The following is a 14,366-nucleotide window of genomic DNA, read 5'->3' on the forward strand; positions in this document are numbered from 1 at the left end:
GTGGTTGGTCAGGGAGGATTATATGGAAATCTATCAATTTAATAAAGAAGTGGGTAAGAAAATTACAAAGTTCGACTCTGATTTTGTGATGTCACGTATTACACAGACAGACAAAGTAGCACATATCGGATGTGTGCATTTAGATGAGGATGGATTAATCGGTTATCATCAGGCTGTTGTTTCTCAGCTTCTTGTAGTTGTAAACGGAGAAGGCTGGGTCAAAGGTGAGACGGATGAATATATCAAAGTTCATAGTGGGGAAGCCGTATTCTGGGATAAAGATGAATGGCATGAAACCAAAACAGATACGGGGTTGACTGCAATCGTTATAGAAAGCGAAGAGCTGACCACTTCATCATTAATATCTTTGGAAAAATTTTAAGTGCTAAATACATGTGAGAAACTAAAAAAATATCCTGAATAAGCTGCCGTTACAGCTTATTCATTCGGTGCAATGATTGTGAAGAGGATTTCTTTGTCTTGCCAGATTTGATATAGATAGCCCGCTTTCAGGTGTGAATGAAAAAACGCAGATGCTCTGTTCTTCCGTAAACAGGAGGTCTGCGTTTTTCACATGAAAGTCCTTCGTTTGTACATTTTCTCTTCGATTCGATTCCAAATACGTGTTGCGATATAAATATTACATACTGAAACGATAGCTGCGATGACAATCATACTGATACCGGTATCATCTGCTAAAACAAGCGGTTTAAAGATCGTGAACACGATAGACAGAAGAATCGGAATGGTAATGCCGATCCATACAGAAAAGAATAATAGTGCTTTCCACATCAAGCTCATCCTTTCAGGGTGAATCTATAATGTAGTATATCAAAGAATAGACTTTATATTAGAAAAAATGGAAATCTTAGACATGTTCCGTTATTCTTTATAGGTAGCACAACATTATTTTCCGGTAAGGAGCATAAAATGACAGAAGTCCTGATTATAGAAGAACCTGTTACCACAAATTTCATAGAAGATTTAGTGCATCCCCATCGGTTTGATGGAGGTTTACCTTTTGTGCATCGTTTAAGCGGAGAAGGACACGTCGAAGAAGGTGGAGATTTTTTAATGGCATTCTTAACGCATCAAGCGGTCTTTCCGTTGTATGTGCATTTTGTCGACGAGTATGAACTGTCTGAAGACTTTACGACTTTTTTTCAACAACATCAGATTGACTATACGGTTGACGACTGTGGCGGCAACTTGAAATCTTACGGGTATAAACGGTACAACTATTATTCTTGTATTACGGCAAAAATCCAAAATATTGCTGACTTGCGGCTTGTATTAAACAAAACGTACTGGCTCGCATCTGAAAATGTATTCTACTGCATCAGTCATTCAGATTCTTTAATGTTTGAATGGGGAGATTTCTTAGAATGGGGAGTCAAAAGAAGACGATCCATCGCTGTATTTGATTTTAATGCTTCAAAGACCTACATCACCACTGATTATGACGGGGTAGGATTTTGTATACTCAGCCGGGAGACGCAGTATGCTTCTCTTGCTGGCATGATCGCCAGTTTGCCGGACCAGATGGTCGTTACGCAAGTCAACGATGAAATAATAGAAGATGAGATATTACATACGGAGGATCAAGAAAAAGACATTTAAATTTCGTCTTCTGCATCATTTGCACTTTAGAGAATAAAAAAGCTGTGTCTCAGTAAGGAGAACAAAATGGCAGAAATCATGATTACGGAAGAAAAGATTATCGAAAAGGATGCGATGAACTTAGGATACCCGTTTGAAATGAGTGGAGAGTTGAAGACAGCTTATTTCATTGATGTAAGCCGAATTGAAAAAGACGAAGCAGATGAAAACAAAGAGTTTTTAATCGAATTCTTAATCCCTCAACAGGTGTTTCCACTCTATATCAGTTTCGTGGATGAGTATGGACTACATGAAGAACATGACGCGTTTTTCAAGCAAAATAAGCTTTCATATGTCGTATTGGATTTAGATACACAGTTTCGAAGTGGAGAGGTGAAAGTCCGTTATAAGGAATACCATCCGTGTTATACGATTACTGTTCAAAATGCAGAAGAACTGCGTCTTGTCCTGAACAAAACCTACTGGCTGGCATCGGAAAATCTGTTTTATACGATCTCGTACTCGGATAACTTGTCATTTAAATTAGGGGAGACAAAATGGTGGCGATTAAAACTGATCCGTCCGATTGGTGTGCTGACCATGCATGAAAACATGACCCGTTTTAAGATTGCCCACGATGGCAACGGTTTTTACCTGCTGTCAAACGATGAAAGCTATATACCAATCGAACACCTGATGCCCCGGTTTCCGAAAGGGACCGTCATTTCGCAAATTAATGATGACTGGTTACTAGATGACGAAACCGATTAATCCTGGTACACGTAAAAGAAGGTTGAAACTGAACATGGAGGAATGAGAGTGGAGCACGTTTTGTATTATCTGTGTATAGCTACCTGTATCGGGACGGTCGTGGCTTTTCTGTTTAATCGGTTGCAACCTGGCAGTCGTGTCCGGGCGATCAGTATCAGTCTGACCGGCTTGTTGTTTGTCCTGGTGAGTGTGACTGCGTTGCTTGGGTGGGATGCTGCAGAGGAAAATTTGTACCGGTCCTTTGGCTTGTTAGTCATGAATATCTTTCCGCTCTGGTATGTACGAATTGAAGGAAGCAATAGGAAAACAATCGTCTGGTCGCTGACGATGGTCTTAGTCGTTTTGGTGTTTGGAATGATTTTAGGATGACATATGATAGAAGTCATACATAGACATTAAATAGGAGCTGTTCATATTGAAGAAAAAAATGTTGACTCTTTCCATCCTGTTGATTGCAGGTGGGGTACTTGGAAATATTTTATTCGATCGACTCGGTTATTTTCCTAATGCAGATTTTCAGATTTTGAGTATTCCGATTGCAGCGGGAGCGCATTACTTTAATCTAGGACTGGTGTTACTCGCGATGACGATAGTCGGACTGGTGTTACTGCCATGGTTTCTGGAGAAAAAACAATTTTCGAAAACAGTGCTGTCACTTGTATTAATTATTTGGTTGCCTGAAGTCGTCTAAACAACATGGACAGGAGCGATGATATCGTGAGCAAACTCATTAAACGCCTCCATCCCGATGCAAGGGTGTTCGGGGTATCAGCCGTTGACCTGAAAAAAGCGGAGCGTGCCTTAGGTGTTATATTTCCAAATAAATACAAAGACCTGTTCTTACAGACGAACGGTGCACAGTTTGGCGAGTGGACCTTGTATCCTCTACCAACCAAACGAACAGTTTCGATCGATCGCGTTCGTCACAATGAGAAGCGTCCGGCTGGTTTACCCGATGACTTGATCTGTATCGGTGAAAATCTGACCGGCGACAAGTTGTGTTACCGGATTCGGAAACGTTTTCTGCAGGAACCCGTCTTTAGATGGAACGAAAAAACGGGAATCGCAAAATATCCGTCGTCTTCTTTGAAAGAGTTCATCGATTGGCATGTCCCGAAACGAAAAACGAATCAGGCCTATCGACTTGGCCGTTTCACGGTCGAGAGCAACGAACTGATTGTGACGGATCCTTATTACGGACTAGAGGAAGACACGGATTCACAGCTGATTTTGTCGAATGTAAAGTCAGGCAGCTGGACCGCAGCCACCATTTACACGGAAGACGAGTGGGTTAAGCAGCTGCTTGTTTTTTGAAGGGGATAAAAAGCGGAGCGGCAAATGGAGGCGGAAGGAAGAACTGGTCGTCGTGGACTCGGCACTGGCCGGTATCTTCGATCGAACAGCTTATCGTCAGAATCAAGCGATGGAATTTGAGACAATTGTTTCGTCCGACGACCAGGCCGGTGTCGTCTCGTTTGGAGCTGGCTCGACGTCAGGTTTTGGAGACGGACTGTATGATGTCTCGCGGCAAATCGTCGGAGTACGGGTCAACTTCGCAGAGGACGAATGAACGTCTGGTGGATTGGAAAATGAATGCATTACCTAACAGAAAAGAAGAAAAGTCAAGGGAAGACGTCTCGCCATGAGGTGTCCTCCTTTTTTATTGATGCAACCGATTGCATCCGTATTCGATTAAAGCAGCAGATTAAATGAATCGTTTCTCTTGCAAAAAACTAGTTTTTATTTCTTAGGTTTTGTGTAAAAATAGAGGACAACAAACTGAGAGAATTTTTAGAAAAATGAACGAATATATTATCTAATTTTTTGGATAAAAGAGAAAATCGTCGTTTTTCAAATTCTAAATAATTTATTTGCTTTAAGCCTGGAGGGGAAAGTATGAAAGTGTTGAAGATGTGGAACCAAATCAGTTTAGTGAAACAAATTGCAATCGGCTTGATTCTTGGTATTATTTTAGCTGTATCGATTCCTGAAGCCGCAAAATCCTTAACGATTTTTGGGACACTGTTTGTTTCCGCGTTGAAGGGAGTTGCACCGGTCCTGGTCTTCTTCCTCGTCATGGCGTCGATTGCCCAGCATAAAAAAGGACAGCAGACGAACATGAAGTCAATCGTCTTCTTGTATCTTCTCGGTACGTTCTTAGCAGCAATCGTGGCAGTCGTGTTTAGCTTCCTGTTCCCGGTAGATATTACTCTGACTCAAAATACAGAAGAACTGACTGCTCCGGGGAATGCCGTCGAAGTTCTCCGGACGCTCGTCTTGAATGTGGTCGACAATCCAGTCAACGCGTTAATCAATGCGAACTACATCGGTATTCTAGCATGGGCCATCGTCTTAGGGTTAGCGCTTAAAAATGCTTCGGATACGACGAAGACGTTCATCTCGAATTTCTCGGACGCGATCGCTAAAGTGGTCGGATGGATCATCAAGCTCGCTCCGCTCGGTATCATGGGGCTTGTCATCGGAGCGATCACGGAAAATGGTCTCAGCTCTTTGCTTAGTTATCTCAATTTATTACTCGTCTTGATTGGTTCGATGCTCGCTGTTGCACTGATCATCAATCCGCTGATTGTATTCATCAATGTTCGTCAAAATCCTTATCCGCTTGTCTTCAAATGTCTTCGTGAGAGCGGCATTACGGCTTTCTTCACACGGAGCTCGGCAGCAAACATTCCGGTCAACATGGAACTCTGTAAGAAGCTTGGCCTTGATAAAGAAACATACGGGATTTCCATCCCGCTCGGTGCGACAATTAACATGGGTGGCGCGGCAATTACGATTTCCGTCTTAACGCTCGCAGCGGTAAATACGTTAGGCATCCAAGTCGATCTTCCGACAGCGATCATCTTAAGCGTCCTGGCTGCGGTCTGTGCGTGCGGGGCTTCCGGTGTCGCAGGCGGATCACTCCTCCTGATTCCGCTCGCATGTAGTCTATTCGGTATTTCAAATGATATAGCGATGCAGGTTGTAGCCGTCGGTTTCATTATCGGAGTCTTGCAAGATTCGTTTGAGACAGGTCTTAACTCTTCGACAGACGTTCTGTTTACGGCGACAGCTGAATTCAAAAAACGTTTAAGAGAAGGGGAACAACTGTCAATCAACCGATCGGTCATGGCTGCAGAAACAGCTGAAAAAGTCGTCAATAGCTGACTCGATTGTAAATAGTATCAGTGATGCTACAAAAAAAGGTTAAAACCACCCGAATGGGATGTGTTTTAACCTTTTTTGTCTTGATGGATTTCCAAGCCTTGAGCGACATCGATATCGTCTCCCGGCAATGGGTGCTGACAGGGCCGTTCAACCGTTAGCGTGTGATGTACTAATGGAATCAGTATTTTCACTGAGTGAAAGAAACTATCTTTGTTTGTGTATCAATCGACTCCACTAAATAAAAATTTCCAAAAATGTTTTCTGACTATATAATAAATATGAGAAATGGAAATTGATTACGTTAGAATAGCAAATTTAATTGAAGGCAACATAGTGGAGGTACATATGAATTATATCGAGCATTTGGAAAAACATTGTGGCAAGATGACGGGTCATCTCGAGATTGAAGAATTACAAAAAGAGGCGATTCAATTGGTGGAGTTTCAAAATGCACCGTTTGCGAATGCGAGTACAGTGACATCACTCGGACTGTTGCGCAACCCGTTGCGATTCGATAATAGCGCTATTGTCCATCAAGAAGTGATGCTGTCCGTCATGCAACAAGATGCCGAATCGGACCTGGTTGAATTGGTCTATCGCTTGACGCTAGAAGCATTGAAAACTGGACACGCTTATGATTTAGGCGAGTACTTACCGATGCCGGATGGATTGTTATCGAAGTACGGCTTCGCTGCTCTGTATGTGACGACACCGTTCTACTTCGAGGAATCGTTTCAAGTCCATCACGGAGATGCGGCGTCCGGAGAACCGGAGACGGTTTTACCGGTCTGGTTCGTGCCGATTTTTGCTTCGGAAGTCGCATACATCGAGCAGTACGGCATTGATGAATTTAATGACATGCTGTATGAAACAGAGATGCAATTGCTCAATTTAAAGCGGCATCCGCTCATCGGGGACGATGAAATGATTGATGAATCAAGGCCTGACAGACAGGTCTTCGTTCTCGAATGTGAGATCACGGATGACCTTTTTGAAGACGACATCCAACGGCCGTTAGTACTGGACGGACCCTTAGGGAAGGCGTATGACATCAGCGTAGAATCGGAAGAACAAGGTAATTCTGTCCAAAACCAAGCCTTCCTGTATGATTTTTTGATTCATCAAAATCGTTTTCCGGTATACGCGACCTTTTTTGCGTTTCAAGAGGAAGCCCAAAAAAACAGGTCGTTCTTCGCGCAACATCATATGTCGTTCACCTCACATGTCTTGTCTAGACAAAAACAAACGAACGGATGGTTACTCGGAAAACGATCGTCGACGACTGAGACGCATTACTTCACGGTCAAGATTGAAGATGCTAAGAGACTCGAACTCATCCTTGAACACGCGTACGGAGTCGCATTGATGAACGAACTGCTCATGTTTTCGTATTCTGACCATCTGGCGATTCAAACAGAGATCGAAACCATCTACCGGAAAACACGTGTGTTAGAAGATCGATTCGTTTATCCGGAGGATTCGACGGTCGTGATCGTCGGTCATGATGGTGCAATGCTTTATCTGCTCTCGAACGAAGAACACTTCGCTTATGATTTTCGGACGGACTGGGTGAAACGATTGCGACAACAGTTACCAAGCGATACGGTGATTCGGCAGCTGAATGGAGAATGGTTCGCGGATTTATAAGAACGGGAGGAAAGGCATGCAAGTCATCAAACAGATTAACGGTCAGAATCATTTTTGGCTGTTTGAAAAGGATGGTCGGACGCTCTACACGTTTCACGGCATCGTGGGAGAGCGGTTAGAGGAACCAATGAGCGAGCAAAAATTCTCACGTTTTTTTTAATCTAGATGCCTACATCCGGGAACTTGTAGTAGAGAAAGAAAAAGACGGGTATTTTGTCGTTCAAGAAGCGGATTACCACGAAGTTGTCATCGAAATCTTTTGTCAGGAGAAAGAATATGACGTCATCTCGGAGCATCGTGCGAACATCGAAGAGGACCTCAATGAATTTCTTTTTGAAATCGGCAACGGGCATTTCTTTGAAGATGATTATGGTCCGGAAGCCATCGAATTCGTCCTCCATGTCCTCGAACCATCTCACAGTGTCGAACCCGTCGTTGAATATTTTAAGGCGCAGTATGGCGTGACGAAGATCCGGGTGGGGCAGGCAAAGGTTCATTACGGCAGACGCTTGACCGGACTTTATCCTGCAGGAAAGAACTTTAACCGGAAAAATTAATTCGAGGTTTCGTAAAAGGAGTATGGAACATGAAACAGCAAATCGGCTTACCAGGTATCACGGAAGAGAGACTACAAGAGATAGAAGCAGAGCTCGGCTTCAAGCTTCCGAAAGAATTACGAAACATATACAAGCGCGAAAACAAGTTCAGCATCGGCGAATGGGAGTTTCATCCGATCAAGGACGAGCAATATATCAAGCGGACATGGGACGATCTCGTTCGTGTTAACACGACGGATGCGGAGGACTATCCATCCGGGTTCTTGCGGATCGCAAGTGACGGCACAGGTGACGAACTCGGGTATCAGCTTCCGGACACGGAGACGATCGTCTTATGGGATCATGTAGAACAAGAGTTGTTTCCAGTAGCGCCGACGTTGAAGGCGTTTATTGAAAAGGAACAACAAATGGAACGGAGTGCGGAACAAGCAGAACTCTTCTTACAGACAGTTCTTGAGACAGGCATTGTTTATGGGCTATCGAAGTTTGAACAGTCGGGCTGGGCGTATTGTCCGTCGAATCAAGACGAGACGGACGTGCTGTTATTTTTTTCGACGGAAGCAGCGGCGAAGGCTTTACAGACAAAGGAATGGGCGAACTATCATCTGATTCGCTTAGATTTAGATTTGTTCATGAATGGCTGGTTACCGAACATGATCGACGACGGACTCTATTGTGGCTTGAACTGGGGACCGGAGCTCGTCGGACTTGAGCTTGATTCGGAAGATGTTCTGACAGATCTGGAGGGTTAACATGATTCAGACACTCAGTAAACAAGTGGGTGGCATCACCTATGTCTGGTTCTTGTACCGCGATGGTCGAACGATTCAGATGTATCACGGAGTCACGGAGCAATGGAAGCTCGATCAGGATGTCAGTGATTCAATCGAAGAACGGTATACATTTCGGCGCCAAGCAAAACGACGGATGGAGGAATTGATTACAGAGAAGCAAGCGGAAGGATACAAGCAGGATGATATTTACGGGATGCAACCCGGACGGAAAGAACGCGAGACGTTTCGACGCCGAACGTCGTGGTTCGCCTATCTCCTTGTTGGACTCGGTCTGTTTCAGTTCGTGACACCGTTCTCTCTATTACCGATTGTTGTATTAGGTATCGGTATCGTTCTGATGTTCTTAGCATTCATCAGTAAAGATCAGTTACCAATAGGGTTACGGATCATCTGTTTCGTCGATTATTTCTTGATGCATGTCAGTTTTCGGCAAGTGCAGTATATTCCGCATCTATTTCCGATTCTGTCGATTGGAACAGGAACGGCACTCTTATTATATCTTCGAAGCAAGCACAAACGTAAAATCGAAAAAATCTCCTGAATGTGGAGATCGCTACATATGAATGAAACAAAGAGATTACGAATCCGTTTAAAGAATCAATTTCTGATATGACTAAAACTTCAAAGCACTGCACAAAGGTAGGGGAAAATGACAGTATGAAAGTAACCTATTCTCACGAAGAATTGTTAGCACTCGAAGATCCATTTGAATATGAAGTGGGGCTACCGATCCGAATCGCAGAACTACCGTCTTGCGTCATCGAAGAAGAGATTCCGGATAGCCGAGAACAATTGGATCGTCTTCTGAAAGATGGCTATACCTTGGTCATTCAGAAACCGCGAATTCCGAACCCTCCCGTATTTGCGGCGTTACCCGTGATAGCAGAGAATAAGGTCATGAAATTGTATATCTGCGAGGCAAATCATTGTGAGGATGCGTTATGGGAAGTCCTGTCCGAGAGTGAATACGATCAGCACTGGGTATACTTTTTACTGAAGAAGGTGGATAAAGTCAGATTCGAGTTGTCCTATACCCATGAAGCGCAACGCTCGCTCCGACTGTCTGGTCTCAAAACAAATGAACTTGTTTGTCTTCGTCTTGAGGTCAATCAAAGCGTGACGTGTCAGTGGGATTAAAAAAGGAGATTCTTCATGAAAACGTATGTCGAAGAGAATAGCGATGCGACACGCATCTTTCCATGGCTTGCGGATGCGAGTTCATCGATTCGTTGTTTATGTGTAGTCGGTGAGATGCTTTTGTTTCCAGAAGATATCATCCAATTCAAACAAATCAGTAGTGAGATGTTCCATGACGAGCTAACGCAAAAGCATGCGCTGGGCACCTATCGCTTTTATGTAGTAATACTTGTCGGAAATGAGTTCCAGTCTAAAAGAATTTACGTCGGTATCGCTGAATTTGGTCTCGATAGCCATTGAGATGATTAGTGATTCTCCATCTATGTATACCATTATTTGTACGAATCATGATCGACCATCATATTGTCAGGAGCTACTTGCGCAGGTACATGACATCGGCTTAACAGAAAGCGGAAGTTTACCAGTCACCGAGATAGTTAGGACATTCACCGCACGAGGTTACGCTGTTTGTACGTGGGGGAGTTCGAGTGAAGAACAGGAACTTCAGTGTTTTCTTACTGCAGCCTTCTTATGACAAGGTAGAAAGAGGGGATTCAATGAGTCTGCGTGGTGTATCGTTTGAAATCCCGAATGAACCGGGGCGTGTCTTGATCGACATATTAAGTGCGATCGAGATGAAAGCGTATGATTGGTTTCTTCGCAATTTTGATTTTCCGATTCAAACCATGGACGGGGAATGGTATGACAGTTTAGAAGAGTTTTCAACCAATCAGAAAGCGACAGGACATGAATTAGCGAAATGGCTAAGGGGACCTAGTAATTACCTGATTTTTGCTGAATTGTTTGCATTTCAAAGTGGTCAGACTGAAGAAGTGGGAATGACTTATGAATGGTTTCAAGAAAGCACTTGCCAAATCGCGATTTTGATTTATGATTGCACGTACGTCGAGATCTATTGTAAGGAGCAGCGCGTATCCGAAGCGTTTTATGAGAACGCTGTGAGACGTGGATATACCGGAATCGAGTAGGTGACCGATGACAATGATCCTCGCACCCGTTTGTCGGTCTGGTCAGAATAAGAAGTAGTCCTGACTAACAGATGTAAACGCTAAGCGTTCAAGATGAGAGATATGAACTACTGAGTGTTAATGGAGTAGAGAAAATTCATGAATCAAGAGGTGGAAGAATTCGTTCAAGCGGTTTATCGAACGGTTGTTAAAGAGGGGATGGCGGATTATAAGGACATCTACGAAGAAGAAGTCAATCCAAACGTCAATGACTATACGGCCTGCATCGCGTTTTACCAGCAGTCGAGCGAAGCGGATCAAAAACGGATGAGACAGATGATTGAACAGACGATCATCGATACCGTTTCCCATGTATTTGGCATGCTCGATCACTTTTTGTATGAATGGAAAAATTGCGCATTTTGGAAAAATAGATGAGGTAGAGACGTCTTTCAAGTAACGATGGCAACATCAAACATAAGGAGGAAGCACAATGAGCTTAGCATCATATATCTGTATGGAGAGACAAATTCCTGATCAGTATCTCAATTTGGATGAAGAAGATGAAACACTTCCCTTATATATAGGACCCAGTTTTGCGGATAAAGACTGTCTGTATGAAGTAAAAACGAGACATTTTCATAAATGGTATGTATATGAGATTTCAAGTGATTGGGGAATCGAGATCGTCGAACCTTTTGATTCCAGGGTTTCAAATGAGTCAAAGGAAAAGCTGCGCTATCTGTTTACGCTCATGAACGACTTCTTAGACGAGGGTGAATCGTTTGAACTGTATACATGTTGGATTGGGGAAGAGTCATATCCAAAAGAGAAAAGCATGACACTGTCTTTAGAACTTAATCAGTTGGAAGACATTGAGATTCCTGAAAGAACCCATATTTTGATCACGAAACAGAGTAAAAGCTAAAAAGCCGCTGATCCACAGCGGCTTCGTTACATATCTTGGAGGGAGCGCTTGTGATTTTACCATTCATCGGTCTTGTTGTCGGTCTCTTCTTATTGATAGTAGGAACGTACTTCATCCGGTCGAAGCATGCGAAGCAGACGCCGTTAGAGGGACATGGGAGTTACGTCGACAACATCGATTCATTCGTTCTTGGCATCCTACTCTCAATCGGAACGATCATTTTTTGTTCGTTGACCGTCAGACAGTATGGTTATATATGTATCGCAGGAGGACTGTTCGTACTGTACTATGTCAATTCTGTCTGGTAAACGATCGAGATGAGGAATTGACTCATCTTGGAAGTAGTACATAAAGCGGAGTAAAGGGAGAGCACGATGATTCAATTATTAAAACAAATCGACGATCAAGTGCACCACATCGTCTATCACCAGGAAGGACGAACGTTGTTTTACCGGGAAGGGATTGCCAGTAAGGAGAAGCAAGAGGGAAGTGACGAACTAGTCCAGGTCAATGTTGAAGCAGCGACCGTGGTAGTCAAATGTCGGCACGTAATAGCAGCATATCGGCAAAAGAAAGAATGGATTCGCTTAAAGAAAGCGGATGGCTACTTCAAGTCAGATTTCCCTTCGTCAAAAACGATGGACAAAAGGATTGAACGTCGCAGTAAAAAACGGAAAGTATTTGTCGCACTGTTCACGATGCTTTGTGGATTGTCATCACTGACGGGAGTGTTGCCCGTCCCAGGTTATATTCCGTTATTTTATCTCCCGTGGGTTTGGCCGATGGATGAAGGGAAATCGAGCCGTGCCCGTTTCTATCGCTGGTACGGAGCCATCATGCTGATTCCCTTGGGCGGCACGTCAAAAGACTACTTAAACCCGATTAATCTTTCGATCAGCGGTACGGTGTGCCTCATCTCCGGTTTTCTCTTACTGTTGCATGTGATTCAAACGCTAAAAGAAGAAGAGACGAAGAAAGTTACTCTATGAAGGACGAGGCGAAACAAATGATTTATTTGAAACGGGAAAACGGTCGGCAGGTTGACCACTGGGTCTGTTACCGAATTGGTCGGACGCTGCATCAGGGTTTTATCCAGGAGAACGAAAGCGGTCAATCGAATGACGGCGAAATGACGAAAGAACGGTATCCGCTGTACATCGGCATGCAAAAAAGAATGCGGCACTTGGCGGAAGAAAAGAAAGCACTTGGCTTTCGGTCGTTGACAGCGGAAGAGGAAGCAGCAATCGTCAACGGTGACGAAGGAATCGATGCAACCTTTCTTAAGCAGGCGATTCGTTATGCCTGGTTGATGCTTTTAATGGGTATTTTACTGTTCGTCAGTCCCTATACGATTCCGAACGTCGTGGCATTCAGCTTAAGTTTATATGTCTGGTGGGGGATTTATGGGAAAACCGGTATTCCGAAAATTGTGCGCAAGTATTTCCACCTGACGCTTTTTATCCTGACACTGTTACAAGTTCTGTCAGTCTTCGGACTGGAAAATGTCCTGCAACCGGTTTATGCGACTAGCTGCATTCTGTCGTCAATTGTTCTTCTTTTACTAGTTGTAAAGCATTACTTGTACCCTTCAAAGAAAGCAAATGAAGGTGCACCGACGATTGAAACCAGTCCGTTGCAAGAGTATTCAGAAGAAGATTGGTGATTGCATTCAATTTTTACAATATCTAAAAAGGGGAAATCAGCTTGCCTAAAAAATCACTGCAGGACCATGCTTTTTACGGAAACATCAAAAAGGTAAAAAAGTGTATCGACCGCGGGGACGATCTGGATGCACTGGATGAAGAAGGGAATTCGGCATTGCACTGGGCAATCGAGGAAGGGAATGACGACATCGTCACGCTGTTGCTTGACCACCGGGTAGACATCAACCGACGGAGCCGGGACGGGTTAATGCCGTTGCACCTTGCGTTGTATGAAAACCGGTCCGCTATCGCGATGCAACTAATTGACCGTGGTGCCGCTCTTGATTTTGACGGACACGGATTCACGGCGGTGCACTTCATCGCCGCGCGCTCTGGCAACAAACGAGTCTTGCGTCGTTTACTTGAAGATCAGGCACGTGTTGACTGGCAGACGGACGACGGAGCAGGATATACACCTCTGCATTATGCGGCGCAGGAAGGAAAAACAAAGAAGATTGTCATGTTGGCAGCGGCGGGAGCTGATGTCAATCGCATCGAAATGAACGGATTCACACCATTGCACCTCGCAGCGGGAGAAGGGCATGTCAAAGCGGTGGAAGCGTTACTGGCGGCAGGAGCAGACATCGAAATCGAAAATACGTTAGACGCTAACAATACAGCCCTGATGCTTGCCAGTCAGTATGGTCTGACGGACATCACGAAAGTGTTGCTGGCACACGGTGCAGAGCGGGATCATCAGTCAGGATGCAAAAGGGCGAACAGCGCTCGCCTTTGCATTGAAACACCGGTATCCGGAAATCATTAAGCTGTTACAAACCATACATAGGAGGAAATAAGATGAAAAAATGGATTGGTCTCATCATTCTTGTACAAACGATCTTGTTTGGCATGCTGATTATTCAACTCGACAAGATGACAGATACGATTGCGGAAGCAGGAGCATATATCGCTACGAATGACGGTAGTCTTGCTTGGGGAGGCGGCCTTCCGGTAATGGATTATGTCTTATTTGGCATCTTGATCATTGTCGGCATCTATCTCCTCATCCCGGAAGAAAAATTAAAGTGAGAACGGTTAAAAAGTTGTAGGTCGATTCAAATGTCTGGTGATAAAATAAAAGATGGGAGATTTCT

The 14,366-nt window shown here is 44.0% G+C and carries 24 protein-coding genes; 22 read left to right on the forward strand and 2 right to left on the reverse strand.

Annotated features, from left to right (window positions below; all coding sequences use genetic code 11):
* Positions 1–22: 22 nt before the first annotated feature.
* Entirely contained in the window at positions 23–382 is a 360-nt protein-coding gene (locus KNP98_RS09055) for a cupin (RefSeq protein ID WP_214801353.1), read from the forward strand.
* A 188-nt stretch (positions 383–570) separates the two neighbouring features.
* Here KNP98_RS09055 and KNP98_RS09060 read toward each other — a convergent pair whose 3' ends face one another.
* A complete protein-coding gene (locus tag KNP98_RS09060) occupies positions 571–792 on the reverse strand; it encodes a hypothetical protein (RefSeq protein ID WP_214765713.1) in 222 nt (73 codons plus the stop codon).
* Positions 793–930: 138 nt separating this feature from the next.
* On the opposite strand from KNP98_RS09060, the gene KNP98_RS09065 reads away from it, so the two are divergent.
* The 9 genes from KNP98_RS09065 (at position 931) to KNP98_RS09100 (ending at position 7,345) form a co-directional block, all read left to right on the forward strand.
* Entirely contained in the window at positions 931–1,620 is a 690-nt protein-coding gene (locus KNP98_RS09065) for a hypothetical protein (protein WP_214811190.1), read from the forward strand.
* A 66-nt stretch (positions 1,621–1,686) separates the two neighbouring features.
* Positions 1,687–2,370: a hypothetical protein gene (locus tag KNP98_RS09070; RefSeq protein WP_214811193.1), complete on the forward strand. Its 684-nt coding sequence runs from the start codon at positions 1,687–1,689 to the stop codon at positions 2,368–2,370.
* A 48-nt stretch (positions 2,371–2,418) separates the two neighbouring features.
* Positions 2,419–2,739, forward strand: coding sequence for a hypothetical protein (locus tag KNP98_RS09075; protein ID WP_214765721.1), 321 nt, complete (start codon positions 2,419–2,421; stop codon positions 2,737–2,739).
* A 46-nt stretch (positions 2,740–2,785) separates the two neighbouring features.
* The gene (locus KNP98_RS09080) at positions 2,786–3,061 is read left to right on the forward strand and encodes a hypothetical protein (RefSeq protein WP_214801362.1); all 276 of its coding nucleotides are present in this window, start codon (positions 2,786–2,788) and stop codon (positions 3,059–3,061) included.
* Between the two features lie 26 nt (positions 3,062–3,087).
* Positions 3,088–3,684, forward strand: a complete 597-nt coding sequence (locus tag KNP98_RS09085; protein ID WP_353048587.1) for an SMI1/KNR4 family protein — start codon at positions 3,088–3,090, stop codon at positions 3,682–3,684.
* A gap of 52 nt (positions 3,685–3,736) precedes the next feature.
* The gene (locus tag KNP98_RS16050) at positions 3,737–3,940 is read left to right on the forward strand and encodes a hypothetical protein (protein ID WP_251135161.1); all 204 of its coding nucleotides are present in this window, start codon (positions 3,737–3,739) and stop codon (positions 3,938–3,940) included.
* 326 nt (positions 3,941–4,266) lie between these two features.
* A complete protein-coding gene (gene sstT / locus KNP98_RS09090) occupies positions 4,267–5,538 on the forward strand; it encodes a serine/threonine transporter SstT (RefSeq protein ID WP_088836909.1) in 1,272 nt (423 codons plus the stop codon).
* A 345-nt stretch (positions 5,539–5,883) separates the two neighbouring features.
* Entirely contained in the window at positions 5,884–7,185 is a 1,302-nt protein-coding gene (locus KNP98_RS09095) for a suppressor of fused domain protein (RefSeq protein ID WP_214811196.1), read from the forward strand.
* A gap of 16 nt (positions 7,186–7,201) precedes the next feature.
* A complete protein-coding gene (locus KNP98_RS09100) occupies positions 7,202–7,345 on the forward strand; it encodes a hypothetical protein (RefSeq protein ID WP_214811198.1) in 144 nt (47 codons plus the stop codon).
* A gap of 1 nt (position 7,346) precedes the next feature.
* Here the strand turns inward: KNP98_RS09100 and KNP98_RS09105 are convergent, their stop codons facing one another.
* Positions 7,347–7,604 carry a hypothetical protein gene (locus KNP98_RS09105; protein WP_214811200.1) on the reverse strand — a complete coding sequence of 86 codons (258 nt, stop codon included), beginning with the start codon at positions 7,602–7,604 and terminating at the stop codon, positions 7,347–7,349.
* A gap of 167 nt (positions 7,605–7,771) precedes the next feature.
* Here KNP98_RS09105 and KNP98_RS09110 point away from each other — a divergent pair, with 167 nt between their 5' ends.
* The 12 genes from KNP98_RS09110 (at position 7,772) to KNP98_RS09165 (ending at position 14,301) form a co-directional block, all read left to right on the forward strand.
* Complete coding sequence (locus tag KNP98_RS09110; protein ID WP_214811203.1) at positions 7,772–8,494, forward strand: DUF2750 domain-containing protein; 723 nt, start codon at positions 7,772–7,774, stop codon at positions 8,492–8,494.
* Between the two features lies 1 nt (position 8,495).
* Positions 8,496–9,077: a hypothetical protein gene (locus KNP98_RS09115; RefSeq protein ID WP_214811206.1), complete on the forward strand. Its 582-nt coding sequence runs from the start codon at positions 8,496–8,498 to the stop codon at positions 9,075–9,077.
* Positions 9,078–9,193: 116 nt separating this feature from the next.
* Positions 9,194–9,673, forward strand: coding sequence for a hypothetical protein (locus KNP98_RS09120; RefSeq protein WP_214811209.1), 480 nt, complete (start codon positions 9,194–9,196; stop codon positions 9,671–9,673).
* A gap of 15 nt (positions 9,674–9,688) precedes the next feature.
* A complete protein-coding gene (locus tag KNP98_RS09125) occupies positions 9,689–9,973 on the forward strand; it encodes a hypothetical protein (protein ID WP_214811210.1) in 285 nt (94 codons plus the stop codon).
* A gap of 188 nt (positions 9,974–10,161) precedes the next feature.
* Entirely contained in the window at positions 10,162–10,662 is a 501-nt protein-coding gene (locus tag KNP98_RS09130; protein WP_214769490.1) for a DUF2691 family protein, read from the forward strand.
* A 138-nt stretch (positions 10,663–10,800) separates the two neighbouring features.
* Positions 10,801–11,079: a hypothetical protein gene (locus KNP98_RS09135; protein ID WP_214811211.1), complete on the forward strand. Its 279-nt coding sequence runs from the start codon at positions 10,801–10,803 to the stop codon at positions 11,077–11,079.
* 55 nt (positions 11,080–11,134) lie between these two features.
* Positions 11,135–11,569 (forward strand): hypothetical protein, encoded by a 435-nt coding sequence (locus KNP98_RS09140; protein ID WP_214811212.1) that lies wholly within the window; start codon positions 11,135–11,137, stop codon positions 11,567–11,569.
* 50 nt (positions 11,570–11,619) lie between these two features.
* Entirely contained in the window at positions 11,620–11,877 is a 258-nt protein-coding gene (locus KNP98_RS09145; protein ID WP_214769483.1) for a hypothetical protein, read from the forward strand.
* A 66-nt stretch (positions 11,878–11,943) separates the two neighbouring features.
* Complete coding sequence (locus KNP98_RS09150) at positions 11,944–12,558, forward strand: hypothetical protein (protein WP_214811213.1); 615 nt, start codon at positions 11,944–11,946, stop codon at positions 12,556–12,558.
* Between the two features lie 17 nt (positions 12,559–12,575).
* The gene (locus tag KNP98_RS09155; protein WP_214811214.1) at positions 12,576–13,232 is read left to right on the forward strand and encodes a UbiA prenyltransferase family protein; all 657 of its coding nucleotides are present in this window, start codon (positions 12,576–12,578) and stop codon (positions 13,230–13,232) included.
* A 41-nt stretch (positions 13,233–13,273) separates the two neighbouring features.
* Positions 13,274–14,038 carry an ankyrin repeat domain-containing protein gene (locus KNP98_RS09160; protein ID WP_214811215.1) on the forward strand — a complete coding sequence of 255 codons (765 nt, stop codon included), beginning with the start codon at positions 13,274–13,276 and terminating at the stop codon, positions 14,036–14,038.
* Positions 14,039–14,070: 32 nt separating this feature from the next.
* Positions 14,071–14,301 carry a hypothetical protein gene (locus KNP98_RS09165; protein ID WP_251135162.1) on the forward strand — a complete coding sequence of 77 codons (231 nt, stop codon included), beginning with the start codon at positions 14,071–14,073 and terminating at the stop codon, positions 14,299–14,301.
* The last annotated feature ends 65 nt before the right edge of the window (positions 14,302–14,366 follow it).

This window comes from Exiguobacterium sp. s127 (assembly GCF_018618695.1).
Classification (GTDB): domain Bacteria; phylum Bacillota; class Bacilli; order Exiguobacteriales; family Exiguobacteriaceae; genus Exiguobacterium_A; species Exiguobacterium_A oxidotolerans.

Excerpts from the sequence above, each read along its gene's own strand:
- KNP98_RS09135 (WP_214811211.1), top strand. The coding sequence starts at position 10,801 with ATGAATCAAGAGGTGGAAGAATTCGTTCAAGCGGTTTATCGAACGGTT.
- KNP98_RS09165 (WP_251135162.1), top strand. The coding sequence starts at position 14,071 with ATGAAAAAATGGATTGGTCTCATCATTCTTGTACAAACGATCTTGTTT.
- KNP98_RS09155 (WP_214811214.1), top strand. The coding sequence starts at position 12,576 with ATGATTTATTTGAAACGGGAAAACGGTCGGCAGGTTGACCACTGGGTC.
- KNP98_RS09065 (WP_214811190.1), top strand. The coding sequence starts at position 931 with ATGACAGAAGTCCTGATTATAGAAGAACCTGTTACCACAAATTTCATA.
- KNP98_RS09095 (WP_214811196.1), top strand. The coding sequence starts at position 5,884 with ATGAATTATATCGAGCATTTGGAAAAACATTGTGGCAAGATGACGGGT.
- KNP98_RS09125 (WP_214811210.1), top strand. The coding sequence starts at position 9,689 with ATGAAAACGTATGTCGAAGAGAATAGCGATGCGACACGCATCTTTCCA.
- KNP98_RS09150 (WP_214811213.1), top strand. The coding sequence starts at position 11,944 with ATGATTCAATTATTAAAACAAATCGACGATCAAGTGCACCACATCGTC.
- KNP98_RS09120 (WP_214811209.1), top strand. The coding sequence starts at position 9,194 with ATGAAAGTAACCTATTCTCACGAAGAATTGTTAGCACTCGAAGATCCA.
- KNP98_RS09070 (WP_214811193.1), top strand. The coding sequence starts at position 1,687 with ATGGCAGAAATCATGATTACGGAAGAAAAGATTATCGAAAAGGATGCG.
- KNP98_RS09140 (WP_214811212.1), top strand. The coding sequence starts at position 11,135 with ATGAGCTTAGCATCATATATCTGTATGGAGAGACAAATTCCTGATCAG.
- KNP98_RS09100 (WP_214811198.1), top strand. The coding sequence starts at position 7,202 with ATGCAAGTCATCAAACAGATTAACGGTCAGAATCATTTTTGGCTGTTT.
- KNP98_RS09110 (WP_214811203.1), top strand. The coding sequence starts at position 7,772 with ATGAAACAGCAAATCGGCTTACCAGGTATCACGGAAGAGAGACTACAA.
- KNP98_RS09055 (WP_214801353.1), top strand. The coding sequence starts at position 23 with ATGGAAATCTATCAATTTAATAAAGAAGTGGGTAAGAAAATTACAAAG.
- KNP98_RS09115 (WP_214811206.1), top strand. The coding sequence starts at position 8,496 with ATGATTCAGACACTCAGTAAACAAGTGGGTGGCATCACCTATGTCTGG.
- sstT (WP_088836909.1), top strand. The coding sequence starts at position 4,267 with ATGAAAGTGTTGAAGATGTGGAACCAAATCAGTTTAGTGAAACAAATT.
- KNP98_RS09060 (WP_214765713.1), bottom strand. The coding sequence starts at position 792 with ATGTGGAAAGCACTATTATTCTTTTCTGTATGGATCGGCATTACCATT.